The organism is Xenorhabdus hominickii, assembly GCF_002632725.1.
GTDB classification, from domain to species: domain Bacteria; phylum Pseudomonadota; class Gammaproteobacteria; order Enterobacterales; family Enterobacteriaceae; genus Xenorhabdus; species Xenorhabdus hominickii.
The window spans coordinates 698,415-718,582 of record NZ_NJAI01000001.1 but is presented as its reverse complement, the minus strand read 5'-3'; the positions used below and the strand labels follow the sequence as shown (position 1 = coordinate 718,582).

Annotated in this window: 16 protein-coding genes; 6 read left to right on the top strand and 10 right to left on the bottom strand. The window is 45.3% G+C overall.

Annotated elements, in window-relative coordinates; genetic code table 11:
- Positions 1-99: 99 nt before the first annotated feature.
- From rraA to priA, 7 genes are all read right to left on the bottom strand, one after another.
- Positions 100-609 carry a ribonuclease E activity regulator RraA gene (gene rraA, locus Xhom_RS03245; protein ID WP_069317367.1) on the bottom strand — a complete coding sequence of 170 codons (510 nt, stop codon included), beginning with the start codon at positions 607-609 and terminating at the stop codon, positions 100-102.
- Between the two features lie 108 nt (positions 610-717).
- Positions 718-1,635, bottom strand: a complete 918-nt coding sequence (locus Xhom_RS03240) for a 1,4-dihydroxy-2-naphthoate polyprenyltransferase (protein ID WP_069317366.1) — start codon at positions 1,633-1,635, stop codon at positions 718-720.
- Positions 1,636-1,814: 179 nt separating this feature from the next.
- Positions 1,815-3,146, bottom strand: a complete 1,332-nt coding sequence (gene hslU, locus Xhom_RS03235; protein WP_069317365.1) for an HslU--HslV peptidase ATPase subunit — start codon at positions 3,144-3,146, stop codon at positions 1,815-1,817.
- Positions 3,147-3,157: 11 nt separating this feature from the next.
- Entirely contained in the window at positions 3,158-3,688 is a 531-nt protein-coding gene (hslV, locus tag Xhom_RS03230) for an ATP-dependent protease subunit HslV (RefSeq protein ID WP_069317364.1), read from the bottom strand.
- Between the two features lie 138 nt (positions 3,689-3,826).
- Entirely contained in the window at positions 3,827-4,615 is a 789-nt protein-coding gene (gene ftsN, locus Xhom_RS03225; protein ID WP_069317363.1) for a cell division protein FtsN, read from the bottom strand.
- Between the two features lie 78 nt (positions 4,616-4,693).
- Positions 4,694-5,719, bottom strand: a complete 1,026-nt coding sequence (gene cytR, locus Xhom_RS03220) for a DNA-binding transcriptional regulator CytR (RefSeq protein WP_071933886.1) — start codon at positions 5,717-5,719, stop codon at positions 4,694-4,696.
- 312 nt (positions 5,720-6,031) lie between these two features.
- Positions 6,032-8,224, bottom strand: coding sequence for a primosomal protein N' (gene priA, locus Xhom_RS03215; RefSeq protein ID WP_069317362.1), 2,193 nt, complete (start codon positions 8,222-8,224; stop codon positions 6,032-6,034).
- Positions 8,225-8,450: 226 nt separating this feature from the next.
- Between priA and rpmE the strand changes: the two genes are divergently transcribed.
- Positions 8,451-8,666 carry a 50S ribosomal protein L31 gene (rpmE, locus tag Xhom_RS03210; RefSeq protein ID WP_069317361.1) on the top strand — a complete coding sequence of 72 codons (216 nt, stop codon included), beginning with the start codon at positions 8,451-8,453 and terminating at the stop codon, positions 8,664-8,666.
- Positions 8,667-8,750: 84 nt separating this feature from the next.
- On the opposite strand, the gene metJ is transcribed toward rpmE, so the two are convergent.
- Positions 8,751-9,068, bottom strand: a complete 318-nt coding sequence (gene metJ / locus Xhom_RS03205; RefSeq protein ID WP_069317360.1) for a met regulon transcriptional regulator MetJ — start codon at positions 9,066-9,068, stop codon at positions 8,751-8,753.
- Positions 9,069-9,359: 291 nt separating this feature from the next.
- Between metJ and metB the strand changes: the two genes are divergently transcribed.
- The 3 genes from metB (at position 9,360) to ppc (ending at position 15,944) form a co-directional block, all read left to right on the top strand.
- Positions 9,360-10,520: a cystathionine gamma-synthase gene (metB, locus tag Xhom_RS03200; protein WP_069317359.1), complete on the top strand. Its 1,161-nt coding sequence runs from the start codon at positions 9,360-9,362 to the stop codon at positions 10,518-10,520.
- Between the two features lie 9 nt (positions 10,521-10,529).
- Positions 10,530-12,965, top strand: a complete 2,436-nt coding sequence (locus tag Xhom_RS03195) for a bifunctional aspartate kinase/homoserine dehydrogenase II (protein ID WP_069317358.1) — start codon at positions 10,530-10,532, stop codon at positions 12,963-12,965.
- 342 nt (positions 12,966-13,307) lie between these two features.
- A complete protein-coding gene (gene ppc, locus Xhom_RS03190; RefSeq protein ID WP_069318516.1) occupies positions 13,308-15,944 on the top strand; it encodes a phosphoenolpyruvate carboxylase in 2,637 nt (878 codons plus the stop codon).
- A 100-nt stretch (positions 15,945-16,044) separates the two neighbouring features.
- Here the strand turns inward: ppc and Xhom_RS03185 are convergent, their stop codons facing one another.
- Positions 16,045-16,932, bottom strand: coding sequence for a LysR family transcriptional regulator (locus Xhom_RS03185; RefSeq protein WP_069317357.1), 888 nt, complete (start codon positions 16,930-16,932; stop codon positions 16,045-16,047).
- A 95-nt stretch (positions 16,933-17,027) separates the two neighbouring features.
- On the opposite strand from Xhom_RS03185, the gene Xhom_RS03180 reads away from it, so the two are divergent.
- Both Xhom_RS03180 and Xhom_RS03175 read left to right on the top strand, forming a co-directional pair.
- Positions 17,028-18,377 (top strand): MFS transporter, encoded by a 1,350-nt coding sequence (locus tag Xhom_RS03180; RefSeq protein ID WP_069317356.1) that lies wholly within the window; start codon positions 17,028-17,030, stop codon positions 18,375-18,377.
- Between the two features lie 94 nt (positions 18,378-18,471).
- A complete protein-coding gene (locus Xhom_RS03175) occupies positions 18,472-18,777 on the top strand; it encodes a hypothetical protein (protein ID WP_084023181.1) in 306 nt (101 codons plus the stop codon).
- 168 nt (positions 18,778-18,945) lie between these two features.
- Here the strand turns inward: Xhom_RS03175 and metF are convergent, their stop codons facing one another.
- Positions 18,946-19,833 carry a methylenetetrahydrofolate reductase gene (gene metF, locus Xhom_RS03170; protein WP_069317355.1) on the bottom strand — a complete coding sequence of 296 codons (888 nt, stop codon included), beginning with the start codon at positions 19,831-19,833 and terminating at the stop codon, positions 18,946-18,948.
- Between the last annotated feature and the right edge of the window lie 335 nt (positions 19,834-20,168).

The following is a 20,168-nucleotide window of genomic DNA, read 5'->3' as shown; positions in this document are numbered from 1 at the left end:
ACGACCAAGAGTTTGTGTTCTGGTTGTTATACTGCAACTTGAAATAAATTCGGTATATCTTGTGGCAGTGGATGAAATTGTCACAAATTTACTCAGGTATTAAATTTCATCGTCGTTGATATCTTCGTCAATCTCCAACGGGACTTCAGATAAGATCATGCCTGTATTATCTGCATAGAGGTAGTCACCAGAGAAGAACGTCACACCGCCAAAATTAACTCTGATATCACTTTCTCCAATTCCATCGGTATTAGAGCCGGCAGGAATAGCTGCCATTGCTTGAATGCCAATATCAAGCTCAGCAAGGTGATCGACCTGACGCACTGCACCATAGACGACAATGCCTTCCCACTCATTATTAACGGCAAGTTGAGCCAGCTCTGCGTCAATTAGTGCCTTGCGTACTGAACCACCGCCATCAACAAGCAAAATCCGGCCATGTCCTGGTTCTTCAAGTAAATCATAAAGCAGGCCATTGTCTTCAAAGCATTTCACCGTGATGATTTGACCACCAAATGAAGTACGCCCACCAAAGTTGGAGAATAGTGGTTCTACCACATTTATATCTTCTTGATAGATATCACAAAGTTCGGAAGTATCATATTTCATGGGATTTACGTCTGGTTTATGCAAGGAACGGACAGTATATCCTTTTAGAGCTAGTGTTGGCAAAATCATCAATCTTAAAACGTAGCTACAAAATTGATGTTTACTCGCTTAATTAAGTACTAACCCAATGGAAAACAGGATATTGGTCAATAATGCTACTTTAACCATTTGTACCAGCTTGGGACGCATCCCTTCCGGTGTCGGATCGCGCAGTACTTGCAACATATGTTTCAGTAATAGAGGAAACGAGAGTAGAAATAACCAACTAAACCCACTGTTCAGGTATAGGAGCGTAAAGCTAACAAGACAAATCATGGCACTTATCAGCAATGCTGCATGGTAATAGCGAGCCTTTTTTCCTCCCAGTCTGACCGCTAGCGTGTTTTTGCCATTTTGCTGATCTGTTTCGATATCACGCAAGTTATTAATATTCAAAACTGCGGTGGAGAGTAAACCACAGGCGGTGGCAGGCAATACAGTGCTCAGGGAAAAGGTATTGGCCTGCAGGTAATAGGTACCAATAACACTTAGCCAGCCAAAGAAGATTAGAACGGAAATATCACCTAACCCTATATAACCATAAGGTCTGGTTCCTACTGTATAGGTGATAGCCGCAACGATCGCCAGCAATCCCAATACCAGAAAACCAATAATATCGTTTGGGCTATTACAAGCCACAGTGATGAGGGCTATTCCCGACAGGCAAGCGAACAGTACCGTGATCGTCAATGCCGTTTTCATCTGTTTTGCAGTAATCAGATCTTTTTGCATGCCACGCATTGGGCCAATGCGTTTTTCTGTATCGCTGCCTTTGGCAACATCACCATAATCATTGGCGAGATTGGAAAGAATTTGCAGAATCGCGGCGGTTAATAAAGCCAGTAACGCCACGGGCCATTTGAAATGGCCTGTCCATACAGCCAGGGCAGAACCAGTCACAACAGCAGACACAGCCAGAGGGAGGGTTTTGGGGCGCAGGCTTTCCAGCCACGCTTGTGTCTGACTAATCGACGTTGTTAAACTCATATTGTTACTGTTTATCACTACGTTGCCTTTGTCACTACGTGTTGGGGTGTGATAAATTTTATATCATCGAAAATAGAGAAATGGGAGGCTTTGGCCTCCCATTTCTTACTATTTCGGACTTTTTCGTATTTTTCTCACATCCGCGTGGATAGAGCCGGTGAGTCTGAGCAACTTACCGATTACAAAATAAAGCGGCTCAGATCTTCATTCGCAACCAGTTCATCCAGATGCTCTTTGACGTAATCAGCGTTGATTTCAACGAATTGTCCTGGGCATTCACTGGCGTCGAAAGAGATATCTTCCATCATGCGCTCAAGTACAGTATGCAGACGGCGAGCACCGATGTTTTCGGTAGTTTCATTCACTTGCCATGCTGCTTCTGCAAGTTTGCGGATACCGTCAGCCGTGAAGTCAATATTCATGCCTTCAGTTGCCATCAGAGCCTTGTATTGTTCAGTCAGTGAAGCATTAGGTTCGGTCAGAATACGTTCAAAGTCTTCAGTTGTCAGTGCTTGCAGCTCAACGCGGATTGGCAAACGACCCTGAAGTTCTGGGATCAAGTCAGAAGGGCTGGCAACCTGAAATGCACCAGAGGCGATGAACAGGATGTGATCAGTTTTGACCATACCGTGTTTGGTGGAAACGGTACAACCTTCTACCAATGGCAGCAGATCGCGCTGAACACCTTCACGAGAAACATCCGGACCGGAAGATTGACCGCGTTTACAGATCTTATCGATTTCATCAATAAAGACGATACCGTGCTGTTCAACCGCATCAATCGCTTGTTGTTTCAGTTCTTCCGGATTGACCAGTTTTGCCGCTTCTTCTTCTATCAGCAGCTTGAATGCGTCTTTGATTTTCATCTTACGATTTTTTTGACGCTGACCAGCCAGATTCTGGAACATGGATTGCAACTGATTGGTCATTTCTTCCATGCCCGGAGGAGCCATGATTTCAACGCCAACCGGAGCGGCTGCAATTTCAATTTCAATTTCTTTATCGTCTAATTGACCTTCACGCAGTTTTTTGCGGAATGTCTGACGGGTTGAAGATGGCTCTGATTGAGTTTCAGTTTGTCCCCAGTTATCTTTCGCTGGTGGCAGCAATACATCCAGAATACGCTCTTCTGCTAACTCTTCAGCGCGATAGCGGTTTTTCTCAATGGATTGCAGACGAACCATTTTTACAGCGGCATCAGTCAAATCACGGATAATGGAATCAACTTCTTTACCGACATAACCAACTTCAGTGAATTTAGTCGCTTCAACTTTGATAAAAGGTGCGTTGGCCAGTTTTGCCAGACGACGGGCAATTTCGGTTTTACCGACACCGGTTGGGCCAATCATCAAAATATTTTTCGGGGTCACTTCCTGACGAAGTGATTCATCCAACTGCATACGGCGCCAGCGGTTACGCAGGGCAATGGCAACGGCACGTTTTGCTTTATCCTGCCCGATGATGTGATTGTCCAGTTCGCTGACAATTTCGCGAGGAGTCATTTCAGACATACTATCTATCCTTACGCTTTCGAAGGCAGTTCTTCGAAGTTATGATTATGGTTGGTGTAAATGCAGATATCGCCAGCGATGGTCAGTGCGCGTTCTGCGATTTCTCTGGCGCTGAGTTCTGTGGTTTCCAGCATCGCGCGGGCAGCCGCTTGTGCGTATGAGCCACCAGAACCAATTGCGATAAGGTCATTCTCTGGCTGAATCACATCTCCGTTACCTGTAATAATCAGAGAAGCATTTTCATCTGCAACTGCAAGAAGGGCTTCTAGCTTACGCAGCATGCGGTCTGTTCGCCAGTCTTTGGCAAGTTCAACGGCTGCTTTGGTCAGGTGTCCCTGATGCATTTCGAGTTTCCGTTCAAAAAGCTCGAATAGCGTGAAAGCATCAGCAGTACCACCGGCAAAACCCGCGATGACTTTGTCATTATAAAGGCGGCGTACTTTGCGGACATTGCCTTTCATAACGGTATGACCCATTGTTGCTTGTCCATCACCACCGATGACGACTTGGCCATTACGGCGAATACTTACGATTGTAGTCACGAGTTAGCCCCTGGTTACAAAATAGAAGATGGTACACACGGGATATTGGTTTGTTATTCTGCAACTGCCAATGACATTGCAGAAAAAAGCCCCGTGTATAGGTTATTAGGGTTTAAGATGGGGGAATTTTCTAAGTTTTCAACCCCCGGCAGGGCGGAGAATACAGCCAGATACACCTGCACTAGCAACACGGTCACGCATTTTTTCAGCCCCACTCTTATTTTTATAAGGGCCAAGTACGACACGGTGCCAATTGTCTTTCGTGGTAACCTGGCTTTCAATGCCGGAAAATGCAAGGCTGGCACGGACGGATTCAGCTTTTTCCTGTGTTTGGAAAGAGCCGCATTGTAGCATCAATCTGGCTTCAATTTCCGCAGGTTTGGGGGTACTGACTTCATTCGATGCCCGGGGTGTTACGGCCGGGGATGTTGTGGGTTGTTCGGTTTCCTGTGCAGGTGGATTGATTACCACCCGTGAACGCGGAACAGGCTCACTGTTATAAGGGACTTCTTTCAAAGAAATAGGTGGCTGGCGCATGTCGGTCTGCATCTGTTCAAGTAGTTGCTTTTGCTCGGATGTAAGTTGGGTTGAGTGGTTGAACGGTAGTTGGTTCAATGCCGCTTCGGATTCCTGTATTGAAGACCCATTAACAGGTCGATTCTCCAACTCTTTTATGTAACTCCAGCGCTCTTCCGGTTTTGGCGGTAGACCATGACCTTTGGTTTGATGAGCTGATTGTGGCGTGTTTTGTACACTTTCTTTTTTGTTGTGTACGATAAAATAAAGGCCACCAATAAATATGACCAACAAGGCCACGGCAACAGCTAATGCAGTTTTGGGTAATCCTTGAGCCTGATTTTTTTTCTTACCAGTACCTTTTCGACGGGGATCGTTACGCCCGCGACTCACATAATCTCGTTGTGCCACTGTTTAATTCGCTGAGTTGTTATTTAAAATTAAGAAAATTAAGGGATAACTAATGTTACTTAACCTACGATCCTTTGCCTAGCTTTTAGGCGAACAAGTACTCGCACGTATAATCAATTCTACATCCAATAATCTTGATCCTTTGGAAACCAAACGACCCTGAAGCTGTTCGAGCAGCAAAAGCATGGAATGATGTCCAATCTCATAACGAGGCTGCGCCACTGTGGTAAGAGCAGGTTCGCTGTATTGAGCTAAGTCTAGATCATCGAAGCCAACAACAGATAAATCTTCTGGTAATTTTAATCCCATTTTTTTTGCTTGCCACATTGCACCAATGGCCATCACATCGCTATGGCAGAAAATCGCGCTCGGAGGCTCTGGTAAACTCAGCAGAGTTTTTGCCAAGTTTGCTCCGCTTTTATGGGTGAAATTTCCCCGGACAATATACTCGTCACGTATATCTTCCCCTGTGCGCCGCAATGCTTGAATGTAGCCCTGGAGCCGATAATGGCATAGAGGCATGTTGTCCGGCCCGGTAATGCAGGCAATGCGTTTGTGTCCCAGTTTTTGCAAATGATGGGTAGCATTAAAAGCGGCGGTTAGGTTGTCAATGTGAACCGTTGGTAATTCCAGTTCAGGTGAAAATTCATTGGCCATGACCATAGGCGGCAGGTTTTTTTGGTCTTCTTTGGAAACATCGAAAGGAACACTTGAACCTAGTAGCACCATGCCATCAATACGTTTGGTGATCAGAAGATTGATAAATGCATGTTCCTGTTTCTGCTGATGTGTACAGTCGCCAATCAGCACCAAATACCCCTGTTCCGCAGCGGTTTCTTCAATACCACGAATGATCTCGGTAAAAAAAGGATCACTGATATTGGGCACGATGACCAAGATTGTTCTGGATTCATTACGCCGTAAGTTTTTGGCAAGATTGTGGGGATAGTAGCCCACTTCTAATACCGCATTCTCGACTTTTTGACGGGTGAGGGAAGAAACCTTATCAGGATTCATTAGCGTTCTTGATACAGTCGCGGTAGAAACACCAGCCACTTTGGCAACATCTTTCATCGTTGCCAGTGTGCAATTCTTTTTTTCCACAGTTCATTCCTCACTTTCTACAGGCAGCGAAACGATTGCTCTCCGGCTGCTAAAAAAGCCAGCTATTTCTGTGAGAGAAACGCTGGCGAATAGTTTTCTACAGTATTACTAATAAATTCATTTTAAACTGATTAACAAGTCAATCCGTTACTTTGTTTGCATAAAAAATGTGATATGAATCATTTCTTAGAGATACTTCGCAAATTGAGGAAATAATTGTCTCTATTTTTGCAAAAATGTTCTGTCTTATTTTGTCGCTTTGCGATGATGTTCAATTTTCTATTTCTGTTATTGGTTAACGGTTTTCTGTTATCAACCCTCGGTAGGATCTACATCAATATTCCATTTCACTTTGCGGGCTTGTGGCAGAGCGGTGATTTGCAGATAAACTCTTGCCATCATTTTCTGGAGGAAAATACGGGAAGGGTGTTGAATCATCAATTGCCAACGATAACGGCCGCTACGTTTGGCCTGTAAAGCAGGCACCGGCCCCATGATCCATAAATGGTCAACATTCAGATGTTCAAACAGTTGGCGCATCTGCTGTAAAAAAGCAGGTGCCTGCTGATTGTCGTGATCTTCTGAACGGAGCAGGATATGGCTGGCAAAGGGCGGCAGATGCACTTGCTGTCGTTCTTCCATCGCTTGTTGAGCAAAAGCGTCGTAGCCTTTCTCCAGTAATACCTGCAACAGTGGGTGCTCAGGATGGTGGGTTTGAAGCACAACTTCTCCTCGTTTGCCGGCGCGTCCTGCCCGGCCAGAAACCTGGGTATAGAGTTGGGCGAAACGCTCTGCTGCCCGGAAATCAGCAGAAAACAAAGCACCATCGACATCAAGCAAAGCTACTAATGTGACGTCGGGGAAATGGTGGCCTTTCGCCAGCATTTGAGTACCAATCAAAATGCGTGCTCCGCCTTGGTGTACCTCAGCCAGTTGCTGCTCCAGTGCACCTTTACGGCTGGTTGTATCACGGTCTATACGAGTGACCGGAATATTGGGAAATAGTTTTGTGATGCCATCCTCAAGTTGTTCAGTGCCTAACCCGACAGGAATTAAGTTAGTGGAGCCGCATTCGGGGCATTGACGAGGAATTGGCCGCTGGCTGTCACAGTGATGGCAGCGCAGATGTCGATGATTCTGGTGCAGGGTGTAATAGTGGTCACAGCGTTGGCATTCTGCTATCCAGCCGCATTCGTGGCAGAGCAGGGCGGGGGAATAGCCTCGGCGGTTTAGGAACAGAATAACCTGATTATCAGCCTTGAGGTGTTCACCAATACGGTTAATGAGTGGTTGTGATAATCCCACCGTCAGCGGCAAGCCTTTCAAATCGAGTAAATGCTGAGTTGCGGGTTGAGCATGACCTGCCCGTTTGGTTAATGTCAGTTGGTGATACTTGCCTTGTTGTACATTGTATAACGTTTCCAGTGCGGGGGTCGCCGTTCCCATTATGATCGGAACTCCCTCTTTTTTGGCGCGGAAGACGGCCAGATCACGGGCGTGATAGCGCCAGCCTTCCTGTTGTTTATAAGAGCTGTCATGCTCTTCATCAATAATGATGACGCCCAGATGAGCAAAGGGAGTAAACAAAGCGGAACGTGTGCCGATCACGATGGCATTGTCTCCCCGTTTCGCCCGCAGCCAAACTGATAGCCGCTCACTGTCATTCAAGGCTGAATGAAGAACATCAACCGGAGCGTCGAAACGTTCTCGGAATCGGCGGATAGTTTGTGGAGTCAGGCCAATTTCTGGCACCAAAATCAGCGCCTGTTTTCCCTGCGTCAGAATATTCTCCAGTACACTGAGATAGACTTCTGTTTTGCCCGAACCCGTAATCCCTGCAAGCAGCCACGGAGAGAAAATTTGGTCTTCTGCTCGGATAGCACCCACTGCTGCGGCCTGCTCTGTATTGAGTTTGAGCCGTTCACCGATGATTTCAAAATTGGCATGCCAGTTTCCTGCTTCCGGTTGTATTGGATGCAGGTCAATCAGCGCCTTTTTTTTCAATGATTGCAAGGCGCTTTCACTTAATTCCAATTCAGAAACTTGGTGACGATAAATGGGTTTCTGGCGCAGAATAGCCAAAGCCTGTTGTTGTTTGGCTGAACGTTTAATCTGTTCGAGAGGGATCTCCCGACCTGTTTCAGTGACTTGCCATTGCCAGAGTGGAGAAAATTCTGCGGGTTTTCCTTGTCGCAGTAAGACGGGCATGGCATGGAACAACACTTCACCCAGCGGGTAATGATAATAGCTGGCTGACCACAGGAGCAGTTGCCAGAGATCGTCAGGAAAAAGCGGTTGGTCATCTAGGGTAGCTGAAATAGACTTGAGCTGTTCAAGGGGGAACTCGCTGCTGTCTGCAAGGCCAGTCACCACCCCTATTGCGTTACGCTTGCCGAATGGCACGAGTACTCGGACACCTACGGTTGGCAAGGGTAACTCTTCGGGTAATAGATAATCAAAAGAGCGGGTTAGAGGGACAGGTAACGCAACCTGAACAACGATCATAAGGCGATTTCCGGATAATTAATGGCCAGATAAACAAATGTGTAAAAAAGCGATGGTGCTAAGGATATCATAGCAAATCAGTAGATTTGATTGCGCAGTAAACCGATATTCTGTATGATCCGCCGCCTTTGGTATAGAAATTACCGATAATTATTCTATCAACACGACGTGTGGTGTCTGGCGGCAACAGGGCTGGATAGCGACACGGCCTTAACAGAGGTTTCCCATGAGAAAAGGTATCCATCCTAAATACGAAGAAATTACTGCATCTTGTTCTTGCGGTAACGTTATCAAAATCAATTCTACTGTAAAACACGATCTGAACCTGGACGTGTGCGGTGAATGTCACCCATTCTACACTGGTAAGCAGCGTGACGTTGCGACTGGTGGTCGTGTTGATCGCTTTAACAAACGTTTCAGCGTTCCAGGCGCTAAGAAGTAATGACTTTTTCTTGTCTGTGATTAATACAGGCAGGATAGTTAAAACAAAAACGCCCGATGTTTTGCATCGGGCGTTTTTGTTTTATCAATATTCCCATGTTTCAGGGTCAATACCCAGCTCACGCATCATAGCTTTCGCTACTTCTGGAATTTCATCATGACGCTCTTTGCGTAAATCATCATCATTAGGCAGGGGTTGTCCAGTGAACGCATGTAGAAAAGCCTCACACAACAATTCGCTATTTGTTGCATGACGCAAATTATTCACCTGACGACGAGTGCGTTCATCGGTCAGGATCTTCAATACCTTTAACGGAATTGAAACCGTAATTTTTTTGACCTGTTCACTTTTTTTGCCATGTTCAGCATAAGGGCTGACATACTCACCATTCCACTCAGCCATGAGATACCTTAAATATTTTTAAATCAAGTAATTGAAATCAGAAATCGGAGGGATGTTTCTGATCTGTTTTCATGTTAGCAATGCGGTAGTCTAGCATAATTCCCTATTGGGTATAATCGCTCCAGTCGCACGAATTTATAAAATATAACCAGGAGCAATAAGAGAATAGGCGCATTCGTTGAATTGTGATATTAAACCTCAAATTATTTTGGATGTCTAGATGTGTTGACGTCCATATCTCCAATCGCTATTCTTGCGTGATGCCAATAATAATGATGACGGGTACAGGTTATGGGATGCAAGCAAGCGACAATTGCGGTTAACAGCGGTTCAAATATCGATGAACAATATGGCTGTGTAGTTCCGCCTATCTATCTTTCCAGCACGTACAATTTTACTGCTTTCAACGAGCCTAGGAGCCATGACTATTCCAGACGAGGCAATCCGAGTCGTGATGTCGTCCAACAGGTTTTGGCCGAGTTGGAAGGTGGGGTGGGAGCAATTATGACCAGCAGTGGTATGTCAGCCATTCATCTCCTGTGTACTGTTTTCCTGAAGCCAGGGGATTTATTGGTGGCTCCCCATGATTGCTACGGTGGCAGTTATCGTTTGTTTGATAGCCTGAGCAAACGTGGTGCGTACAATGTAATTTTTGTTGATCAGGCAGATGACCATGCCCTTAAACAGGCGTTGGCACAAAACCCCAAACTGGTGTTAATTGAAACACCCAGTAATCCTCTGTTACGGATTGTCGATATCCAATATATTTGTAACTTGGTTCATGAAGCAGGGGCTTTGGCGATCGTAGATAACACGTTCTTAAGCCCTGTACTGCAAAAGCCACTGGATCTCGGTGCGGATTTAGTCGTTCATTCCTGCACGAAATATTTGAATGGGCATTCCGATCTGATTGCTGGTGCGATTATTGCCAAAGATCCCGCGATTGTCGAAGATTTGGCATGGTGGGCGAACAATATTGGTGTAACCGGGGCAGCTTTTGATAGCTATCTGTTACTGCGGGGCATTCGTACTTTATCTGCGCGAGTACTGCTCCAGCAGAATAATGCGGCTGTCATTGCGGATTACCTGCAACAGCAGCCACAAGTAAAAAAACTCTATTACCCTGGATTGAAAAATCATCCAGGGCATGACATTGCCCTTAAACAACAAAAGGGATTTGGGGCGATGCTGAGTTTTGAGTTGGATGGTAATGAACAGACCCTGCGCCGCTTTTTATCTGCGTTAAAATTATTTACTCTGGCTGAATCTCTCGGTGGTGTGGAATCGTTGATTTCCCATACCGCAACAATGACACACGCGGGAATATCGGCAGAAGCAAGGACTCAGGCAGGGATTACGGATTCACTTCTTCGGGTCTCTGTCGGAATTGAAGATAGTCAGGATTTAATTGCTGATCTGGATAATGCGTTTCAGGCAGCGGCAACGAGGTAATCATTAATCATGAGTGCACTGGCAACAGCGGGGGCGGAATCTGGCCGCCAATTACATAAATTTGGCGGCAGCAGTTTGGCCGATGTGAAGTGTTATCAAAGGGTTGCGGATATTATGGCGAACTACAGCCAGCCGGGTGATCTGATGGTCGTATCGGCGGCAGGGAGCACAACTAATCAGCTCATTGATTGGTTGAAATTGAGCCAGAGTGACCGTATATCGGCACATCAAATACAACAGTCGTTGCGGCGCTATCAACAAGAGTTGATCAGAGGGTTATTACCTGAAGAAGTTGCAGAAGAGCTGGTCGCAAAATTTATCGCTGATCTGGAAAGATTGAGTGCATTGTTGGATAAGCCCGTTACAGATATTACCTATGCAGAAGTTGTCGGTCACGGTGAAATATGGTCTGCCCGCTTGATGGCGGCGGTGCTTGAACATAATGGCATCCCTAGTGCATGGTTGGATGCACGTCAATTTCTACGGGCAGAACGAGTGGTTCAGCCGCAGGTTGATACCAATTTATCTCAACCCTTACTCAGTCAGTTATTGATCCAAAATCCCAATAAACGTTTGGTCGTCACTGGATTTATTTCCAGTAACCAAAACGGCGAAACTGTACTGTTGGGACGCAATGGCAGTGACTATTCGGCGACACAAGTCGGTGCATTGGCCGGTGCTAAAAAAGTCACAATTTGGAGTGACGTAGCGGGTGTTTACAGTGCAGATCCGCGCAAAGTCAAAGATGCGTGCTTACTGCCGTTGCTGCGCTTAGATGAGGCCAGTGAGTTAGCACGTCTCGCGGCACCGGTACTCCATACCCGAACATTGCAGCCAGTTTCCATCAGCAATATTGACTTGCAATTGCGTTGCAGTTACCAGCCAGAACAAGGTTCGACCCGTATTGAACGTGTGTTGGCTACCGGGATGGGAGCCAAAATCGTTACCAGCCATGATGATGTTTGCCTGATTGAATTGCACGTTTCCTCAGCTCATGATTTCAAACAAATTTACAAAGATATTGATTCACTGCTGAAACGCGCCCAAGTTCGGCCGTTGGCGACAGGGTTGCATGCGGACTGCAATCTGATCCAACTTTGTTATACCTCTGAAATTGTGAATAGCGCCATTGATGTATTGCAGGATGCTTCCTTACCGGGAAGACTCTCCCTGAGAGAAGGCTTGGCGTTAGTGGCTCTGGTCGGTGCGGGGGTATGCAAAAACCCACTGCATAGTCATCGTTTCTACCAACAACTCAAAGATCAGCCCGTTGAATTTATCTGGCATGCGGAAGATGGCATCAGTCTTGTTGCCGTGCTGCGCCTCAACCAGACTTCGCACTTGATTCAGGGATTACACCAGAGCCTGTTCCGGGCAGAAAAACGGATTGGTTTGGTGCTGTTCGGCAAAGGAAATATTGGTTCACGTTGGTTAGAGTTGTTCTCCCGTGAACAAAAGAATATTTCTGCCCGCAGTGATTTTGAATTTATTCTGGCGGGAATTGTGGATAGTCGCCGGAGTTTGTTGAATTATCAGGGGATTGACGCAAGTCGGGCATTGGCATTTTTTGATGATGAATCGACTGAACATGAAGAAGATACTCTGTTTTTATGGATGAGGGCGCATCCTTATGATGATCTGGTGGTGTTGGATGTGACGGCAAGTGAAGAATTGGCCAAAGAGTATGTCGATTTTGCCAGCTATGGTTTTCATGTTATCAGTGCTAACAAAGTCGCTGGTTCTTCTGACAGCAACACTTATCGCATGATCCGCGATGCCTTCGCGAAAACGGGGCGACATTGGTTATACAATGCCACGGTTGGGGCCGGGTTGCCGATAAACTATTCTGTCAGGAATTTGCGGGAAAGCGGAGATACTATCCTATCTATCAGCGGAATTTTCTCAGGAACCTTATCGTGGTTGTTCTTACAGTTTGATGGTTCGGTGCCTTTCAGTGACTTGGTAGAACAGGCATGGCAGCAAGGATTGACGGAGCCTGATCCGCGAATTGATCTTTCCGGTCAGGATGTGATGCGTAAGCTGATTATTCTGGCTCGTGAAGCTGGTTACGAAATAGAGCCTGATCACGTGCGCGTTGAGTCACTGGTGCCAGAAGAGGCGCGAATTGGCTCTATTGAAGAGTTCTTTGAAAACAGTGCTTCTATTAATTCGCAGATGCTCCAGCGGTTGGAAGCAGCGCGGGAGATAGGAATGGTACTGCGGTATGTCGCGCGTTTTGATTCCAGTGGCAAGGCGAAAGTTGGCGTAGAAGCAGTACGTAGTGACCATCCGTTAGCTTCACTGTTACCGGGGGATAATGTATTTGCGATAGAAAGCCGCTGGTATCGCGACAATCCGTTAGTGATCCGTGGCCCGGGTGCCGGGCGGGATGTCACTGCGGGAGCAATCCAGTCAGATTTAAATCGTTTGTCACAATTGCTGTAGACTAACGATTTCTTTATTAAATGTTTGAATTTTGTGCAGGGATACGATGGCTTATCCCTGCCTGTATCATCATCCAATCAACCAAAAACGCCTTATTATTCTTTTTATTGCGTACAAGCAAAGCAGCGACCCAAATTATTTTATAAAAAATACACATATGGATTAAATTTCATAAAATCCGCCCAAATTGTTTGTTTTCTGATATGAATAGAGCGTTAGAAATAAAAAAGAACAGACTCTGCCGCCAGAGATAAAACATCTTGATAGAAGCAGGGGACATGCCTATTGCGTCATTTATCTGGCGGAATGGGTGATATACAGCAACACAAGGCCATGAACCATATGAATCAACAATATTCCGCAATGCGAAGTAATGTCAGTATGCTCGGTAAGTTGCTGGGCGATACTATTAAAGAGGCTCTGGGAGAAGATATTCTCGATAAAGTTGAAACGATAAGAAAGCTGTCAAAATCATCCCGGGCAGGTAATGAAGCTCATCGCCAGCAGCTTTTATCGACATTACAAAATTTATCCAATGATGAACTACTGCCAGTTGCCCGCGCGTTTAACCAATTTTTAAATTTGACGAACGTTGCAGAACAATATCACAGCATTTCGCCACACGGTGAGGCAGCGAGCAATCCGGTAGCGCTGGCTGAACTCTTCAATCGTCTCAAAGAAAAACAATTCAGTAATGATGACTTGGTGAAAGCTGTTAATGAACTGGCGATTGAATTGGTTCTGACGGCACATCCGACCGAAATTGCCCGGCGTACGCTGATTCATAAATTAGTCGAAGTGAATGGGTGTCTGGCTCAGCTTGATCATGACGATTTAGCGGATTATGAACTCAATAACATCAAGCGTCGCTTACGTCAGTTGATTGCCCAATCATGGCATACCGATGAAATCCGCAAAATCCGCCCAACCCCTATAGATGAAGCAAAATGGGGATTTGCCGTTGTCGAAAATAGCTTGTGGGAAGGTGTGCCGGCGTTTCTGCGTGAATTCAATGAACAGTTAGAAGAGTCTATCGGGTACAGCTTACCTGTGGAGGCCGTGCCTGTTCGCTTTACTTCTTGGATGGGGGGAGATCGTGATGGAAATCCTAACGTCACCGCCGAAATCACCCGTCATGTCTTGTTACTCAGTCGCTGGAAAGCGGCAGATCTGTTCCTGAAAGATATTCAGGTTTTGGTTTCTGAACTCTCTATGTCTGAGTGTTCTCCTGAACTACGCCAAATGGCGGGAGGTGAACATGTTTCAGAGCCTTACCGTGAGATTGCCAAACAATTGCGGACGAAATTAAGCAGCACGCTGGACTATCTGGAGAAACACCTTAAAGGTGAGCAAACCCTGCCCCCTGCGGATTTGTTGCTGCATAACGAACAGTTGTGGCAACCACTGTATGCCTGTTATCAATCCCTGAAAGCCTGCGGCATGGAGATTATTGCAAATGGGCAATTATTGGATATCCTGCGCCGCATTCGCTGCTTTGGTCTTTCATTAGTACGTATTGATATTCGTCAGGAAAGCACCCGCCATACTGATGCGATTGCCGAACTGACGCAATATCTGGAAATTGGGGATTATGCGAGTTGGTCTGAAACTGAGAAACAGGCGTTCTTACTACGTGAATTAAATTCGAAGCGTCCGCTTATTCCTCGTGACTGGCAACCGAGTACAGACACTCAAGAGATTTTCGAAACTTGCAAAGTCATCGCAGAATCGCCACAAGATGCGATTGCGGCTTATGTCATTTCCATGGCTAAAGTCCCTTCTGATGTACTGGCGGTAAAATTGTTGCTGAAAGAAGCGGGATGCTCATTGTCATTGCCAGTCGCACCATTATTCGAAACTCTTGATGATCTGAACAATGCAGAAAGTGTTATCCGGCAATTGCTGGGAATTACATGGTATCGCGATCTGATTAAAGACAAACAGATGGTGATGATTGGCTACTCCGATTCTGCTAAAGATGCTGGTGTGATGGCCGCATCATGGGCGCAATATCGGGCACAGGATGCGCTGATCAAAGTGTGTGAACAAGAAGGAGTGACTCTGACTCTGTTCCACGGACGCGGTGGCTCGATTGGCCGTGGTGGTGCACCTGCATATTCCGCCTTGCTTTCCCAGCCACCGGGTAGCCTGAAAGGGGGATTGCGCGTAACAGAGCAGGGAGAAATGATCCGCTTTAAATTTGGTTTGCCACAGGTGACAATCAGCAGTTTGGCGTTGTATGCCAGTGCGATTCTGGAAGCCAACTTGTTGCCACCACCGGAGCCAAAACCGGAATGGCATCAAATCATGGATACGCTTTCGGAGGTTTCCTGCGATATGTATCGTGATTATGTGCGTGAACAACCGGAATTTGTTCCTTACTTTCGGGCTGCAACACCTGAACAGGAATTGGCGAAACTACCTTTGGGTTCACGTCCCGCTAAACGCCGTCCGACGGGAGGCGTTGAAAGTCTGCGTGCAATCCCGTGGATATTTGCATGGACGCAAAACCGCCTGATGCTTCCGGCATGGTTGGGGGCGGGCGCAGCGCTACAACAGGTCATTGAGGCGGGTAAATTATCCGTTCTGACAGACATGTGCCATGATTGGCCATTCTTCAACACACGTATTGCCATGTTGGAAATGGTGTTTGCCAAAGCAGACCTGTGGCTGGCGGAATATTACGACCAACGGTTAGTCGAACCAAAGCTATGGCCGCTGGGAGTAAAATTGCGCAACCAGCTTGCAGAAGATATCAGAACAGTGCTGACAATCTCACAAGATGAGCAGCTGATGGCGGATCTACCATGGATCGCCGAATCTATTGCATTGCGTAACGTGTATACCGATCCGTTGAACGTACTACAGGCAGAATTGTTACAGCGTTCCCGCCAACAAGAACAGCCTGATCCCCGAGTGGAGTTGGCACTGATGGTGACAATTGCGGGAGTTGCGGCAGGAATGCGCAATACGGGTTAGTTTTAAATTTTTTGAATAATCAAAGCCGAATGAGAAATCGTTCGGCTTTTTGTTGGATTAAAACTGATAGGGATGACCGTTTTAACACACTTGTGATCAATTAAATTGTTAGCGTTTCCAGCAAGAAATCAATGAACACACGGCTTTTACGTAGAATTTGTGTGTTATTGGGAAATATGACGGTGACATCTTGCTTTGGTAATCGATATTCGGGAAATAGAGTGACTAAATTGCCTGATTCCAGATCCTTATCAACTATCCATTCAGGTAAAACAGCGACGCCAAGACCAGATATTGCCAGAGAGCGTATTGCAGAGGATGTATTGGATATGTACTTGGCTTTGCCACGTATGTTTATGGATGAATGGATTGGATGCTTGAGTTCCCAATGGGTGGGATGTTCTAAGTTACTGTTGGCAATCCAATTTACTTTATTCAATTCGATAGGGATGGTAATGGGATTTTGTTTAAGCCAACTGGGTGAAGCAACTAGTTTAATGTCGAAACTGGCTAGGCGCCTGCTTTTCAGAGAGGAATCATTGAGTGTACCCAGCCTGATCGCCAGATCAATTCTTTCGGTAATTAAGTCATTCAAAGCAGAATCAGCAAAATAGCTCACTTCAAGTTGGGGATGCAGTGCACAAAATTGACTGATTAAAGAGAGCAGAAATTTTTCACCAAATTCGGTTGTGGAAGTAATACGTAATCTGCCTGCTAACGAATGGTGCCGTTCGGTAACATGGTCAAAGGCATTTTGAATATTATCAAATATCGCTTTGAAATCTTGGTAAAACTCTTTCCCGGCTTCTGTTAATGCGATTCCACGTGTGTTGCGTATCAATAATGGCACATTTAATGCCTCTTCAAGTGTTTTCACATGAATACTGGCGACAGCTTTGCTGATGAAAAGGTGCTCAGCTGCTCGGGTAAAAGAACCACATTCGACGACAGCGAGGAAAGTTTGTATTCGATTAAGGTGAGGTTGCATAGCAATTGTTAAATTTAATTAAATTCAATGTTTAAAATAGATTGATAGACGCGATGAGTCAACAGAACTTAAACTTCAGCAACGGAGGAAAAACAATGACTTATCGCTATCGTATAGCATTGATATTTATACTTGGTTTTTTTATAGACTGTATCAATATTTTTATGTCCGCTATTGCTTTGCCTGATATTGCGAATCAAATGTCGGTTTCTGAATCTCATGTTGCTTGGATCACAAACAGCTATATTTTGGGTTTGACCTTGATCATACCTGTCAGTAACTGGCTGGCTGAACGTTTTGGTACGCGGCAGATTATGACAATCTCAATGCTGCTTTTTTCTATTGCGGCTCTGTTTGCGGGGGTGGCGGAACATTTCTACAGTCTGGTCACTTGGCGTTTTGTACAAGGATTGGGAGGTGGTTTACTGATCCCAGTCGGGCAAGCGTTGACCTTTGATTTGTTTAAGCAACATGAACGAGCAAAAATTTCCACTCTCGTGATGGCTGTTGCCCTAATTGCACCGGCAATTTCTCCTGGTTTAGGGGGCGCTATTGTCGATCATTATGGTTGGCGATGGGTATTTCTTAGCAATATTCCTTTTAGTCTGCTCGCAGCGATACTTTCGCTGATTTGGTTGCACAATGAGAAAATTTTTGCACGAAAACCGGATCTAAAAGGGTTGTTGTTGGTGAGTTTGGCCTTGTTATTCCTGCTTATTGGCCTTTCTACATATGCGGGTGCTCCATCTAAGTGGCTACCCATGATCGCGTTAATCTTTGGTGGGGTATTTGTCGTACTTTACATACGACATTACCGTCATGTGCAAAATGCGATTCTGGATTTGGCGGTGATGAAAAATAGACGTATGCGCCTTTCGATATGGATTTATCACGCAATCCCTGGTGTATTTACAGGCGTTAACCTGCTGAACATTTTTTATCTTCAACAGCAATTGGGTTGGTCGGCGGAAAAAACCGGTTCTCTGATGCTCTTATATGCCATTGGCGCATTTGGTGCCATGTTGGTCTGTGGACGAATGTATAACCGCATAGGAGCCTACCGTTTATTTCTGTGTGGATTGATACTTCATGCTATTGGTATTGCTCTTTTGGCGACGATTAATCATACCAATGACTTGTTTGGCTTGTTCGCTGCTTACTCGCTGATGGGGATCGGTGGTGGCATTGGTGCGAATACGGCACAGACTACGGCATTGATGGACTTTACCGGTGAGCAGTTATCCCGTGCTAGTGTTATTTGGAACCTTAATCGTCAAATGTCATTCAGCATTGGTACAGCGTTATTTACGATGATTTTTAATTTATTGCAGCAACAATTTATTTCCATTCATGCGTATCACCTGACTTTTATTCTTGCTGCTACTTTTGGCCTATTGCCATTAATCGGATTGAATCAACTGAAAAAAAATACGGAGGAAATATGACAGCAAAACGAGAATCAGTGGCTCGCCAAAGTGTTATTGAGCTTCATCAATGGATTGAAGATGTTTTTGCCAATCAACAGAAGAAGGCTCCACGGTGTTGAATAAATTACTGAATAGTTTTACTTCAGATTTTACTATGATCACCATGACGGGGCAGAGTGTCACGTTGAGCCAAGTAAAAATGATGTTTAGCCAAAATATTGGTACTCGAGCTGGGTTAAAAATTGAGATTGATGAGTGTGAAGTTATCACATCAAACGAGGAAGAGGTTGTTTTACGTTACCGAGAAAAGCAGACTCAAAATGGAAACTCACATTGTCGTTGGTCAGTGGTAATCATTTCGTTTAGTGATGGTCATCCTCGCTGGCGTTATTTGCATGAAACGGCGATTAGTGCATGAGATTGATTTAAGAATACGCAATACTGGCTAGTTTTAGTAAAACTCTATTACAGGCTGGTGATGGCAAACGTTTTTGGCAACTCGTCAGGAGCAAAAGGAAAGAATAAGCAAAAAACAATCACAACGCTGAGGATTAATCCAGCTCAGCGTTGAGTGGTTAATAGCAAGTTAACAAGGACGAACTCCTAACGTATGGCAAATGGCATAACTTAATTCCGCCCGATTCAGGGTATAAAAATGAAAATCTTTTACACCTTCACGGCTAAGGATTTTCACCATGTCCATCGCAATGGAAGCACCGACTAAGTTTCGGCTTTCTGGGTCATTATCCAACCCTTCAAACATTCTGGTCATCCAGCTTGGAATGCGAACGTTAGTTAGCGTGGCAAATCGTTGCAGTTGGCGGAAGTTCGAGACAGGCAAAATTCCCGGCACAATTTCCACATCAATCCCCGTTGCGACGCAGCGATCGCGAAAACGCAGGTAACTTTCCACATCAAAAAAGAATTGGGTAATAGCGCGATTGGCACCTGCATCAATTTTGCGTTTCAAATTAATGAGATCAGACTGAGCACTTTTCGCTTCAGGATGTACTTCCGGGTAAGCGGCAACTGAGATATCAAAATCCGCTTCTTTTTTTAAGAGTTCAACTAAATCAGTCCCATACATCTCTGGTTTACAGCCGCTATTAGGTAAATCGCCACGTAATGCCACGATATGACGAATGCCGCTTTCCCAATAGTCGTGGGCTATATTGAGTAGTTCATCACGGCTGGCGTCAATGCACGTTAGATGCGGAGCTGCATCCAAGCCGGTTTTTTCTTTGATGCCCTTGATGATGCTATGAGTGCGGTTACGTTCGCCAGAGTTGGCACCGTAAGTCACGGAAACAAATTTAGGCTTTAATTTACTCAAACGATCAATGGATTTCCACAGGGTTTGTTCCATCTCAGCAGTGCTGGGAGGAAAGAATTCAAAGGAAACACGTATCTGACCATCAAGTTCAGCCAAATTCTGATTTAGTGCCTCTCGCTGATTTGCGTGAAAAAAACTCATACCCTGTGCCCTCGTGAAAAAACAGAATTTTTTGTTATATCTGTCTATGTTTAGCCATTTAAGTATTTATATGTCTATACGTTTAGATGTCCAAATAGGATGGGTGAAGCGGGATTATTAGTCAATCGAGAAGTGTCTTATTCCCAATGAGGAATATTCAGAATGATCAGGAAATAAATTCATGTTGGGATCGTGTCTTGAGCATTCGCTATTGTGGAGAAAAAATTATTTTGTGAGGGAGGAAGAAATACTACTGGAATAGGGTATAAGCAGTGGAGGTTAAAAATTTTGCCTAGCTCTAAATAGCAGAAAACCCCGATGCACTCACCGAGGTT

Excerpts from the sequence above, each read along its gene's own strand:
- ppc (WP_069318516.1), top strand. The coding sequence starts at position 13,308 with ATGAATCAACAATATTCCGCAATGCGAAGTAATGTCAGTATGCTCGGT.
- rraA (WP_069317367.1), bottom strand. The coding sequence starts at position 609 with ATGAAATATGATACTTCCGAACTTTGTGATATCTATCAAGAAGATATA.
- Xhom_RS03195 (WP_069317358.1), top strand. The coding sequence starts at position 10,530 with ATGAGTGCACTGGCAACAGCGGGGGCGGAATCTGGCCGCCAATTACAT.
- hslU (WP_069317365.1), bottom strand. The coding sequence starts at position 3,146 with ATGTCTGAAATGACTCCTCGCGAAATTGTCAGCGAACTGGACAATCAC.
- Xhom_RS03240 (WP_069317366.1), bottom strand. The coding sequence starts at position 1,635 with ATGAGTTTAACAACGTCGATTAGTCAGACACAAGCGTGGCTGGAAAGC.
- rpmE (WP_069317361.1), top strand. The coding sequence starts at position 8,451 with ATGAGAAAAGGTATCCATCCTAAATACGAAGAAATTACTGCATCTTGT.
- Xhom_RS03180 (WP_069317356.1), top strand. The coding sequence starts at position 17,028 with ATGACTTATCGCTATCGTATAGCATTGATATTTATACTTGGTTTTTTT.
- metF (WP_069317355.1), bottom strand. The coding sequence starts at position 19,833 with ATGAGTTTTTTTCACGCAAATCAGCGAGAGGCACTAAATCAGAATTTG.
- metJ (WP_069317360.1), bottom strand. The coding sequence starts at position 9,068 with ATGGCTGAGTGGAATGGTGAGTATGTCAGCCCTTATGCTGAACATGGC.
- metB (WP_069317359.1), top strand. The coding sequence starts at position 9,360 with ATGGGATGCAAGCAAGCGACAATTGCGGTTAACAGCGGTTCAAATATC.
- priA (WP_069317362.1), bottom strand. The coding sequence starts at position 8,224 with ATGATCGTTGTTCAGGTTGCGTTACCTGTCCCTCTAACCCGCTCTTTT.
- Xhom_RS03185 (WP_069317357.1), bottom strand. The coding sequence starts at position 16,932 with ATGCAACCTCACCTTAATCGAATACAAACTTTCCTCGCTGTCGTCGAA.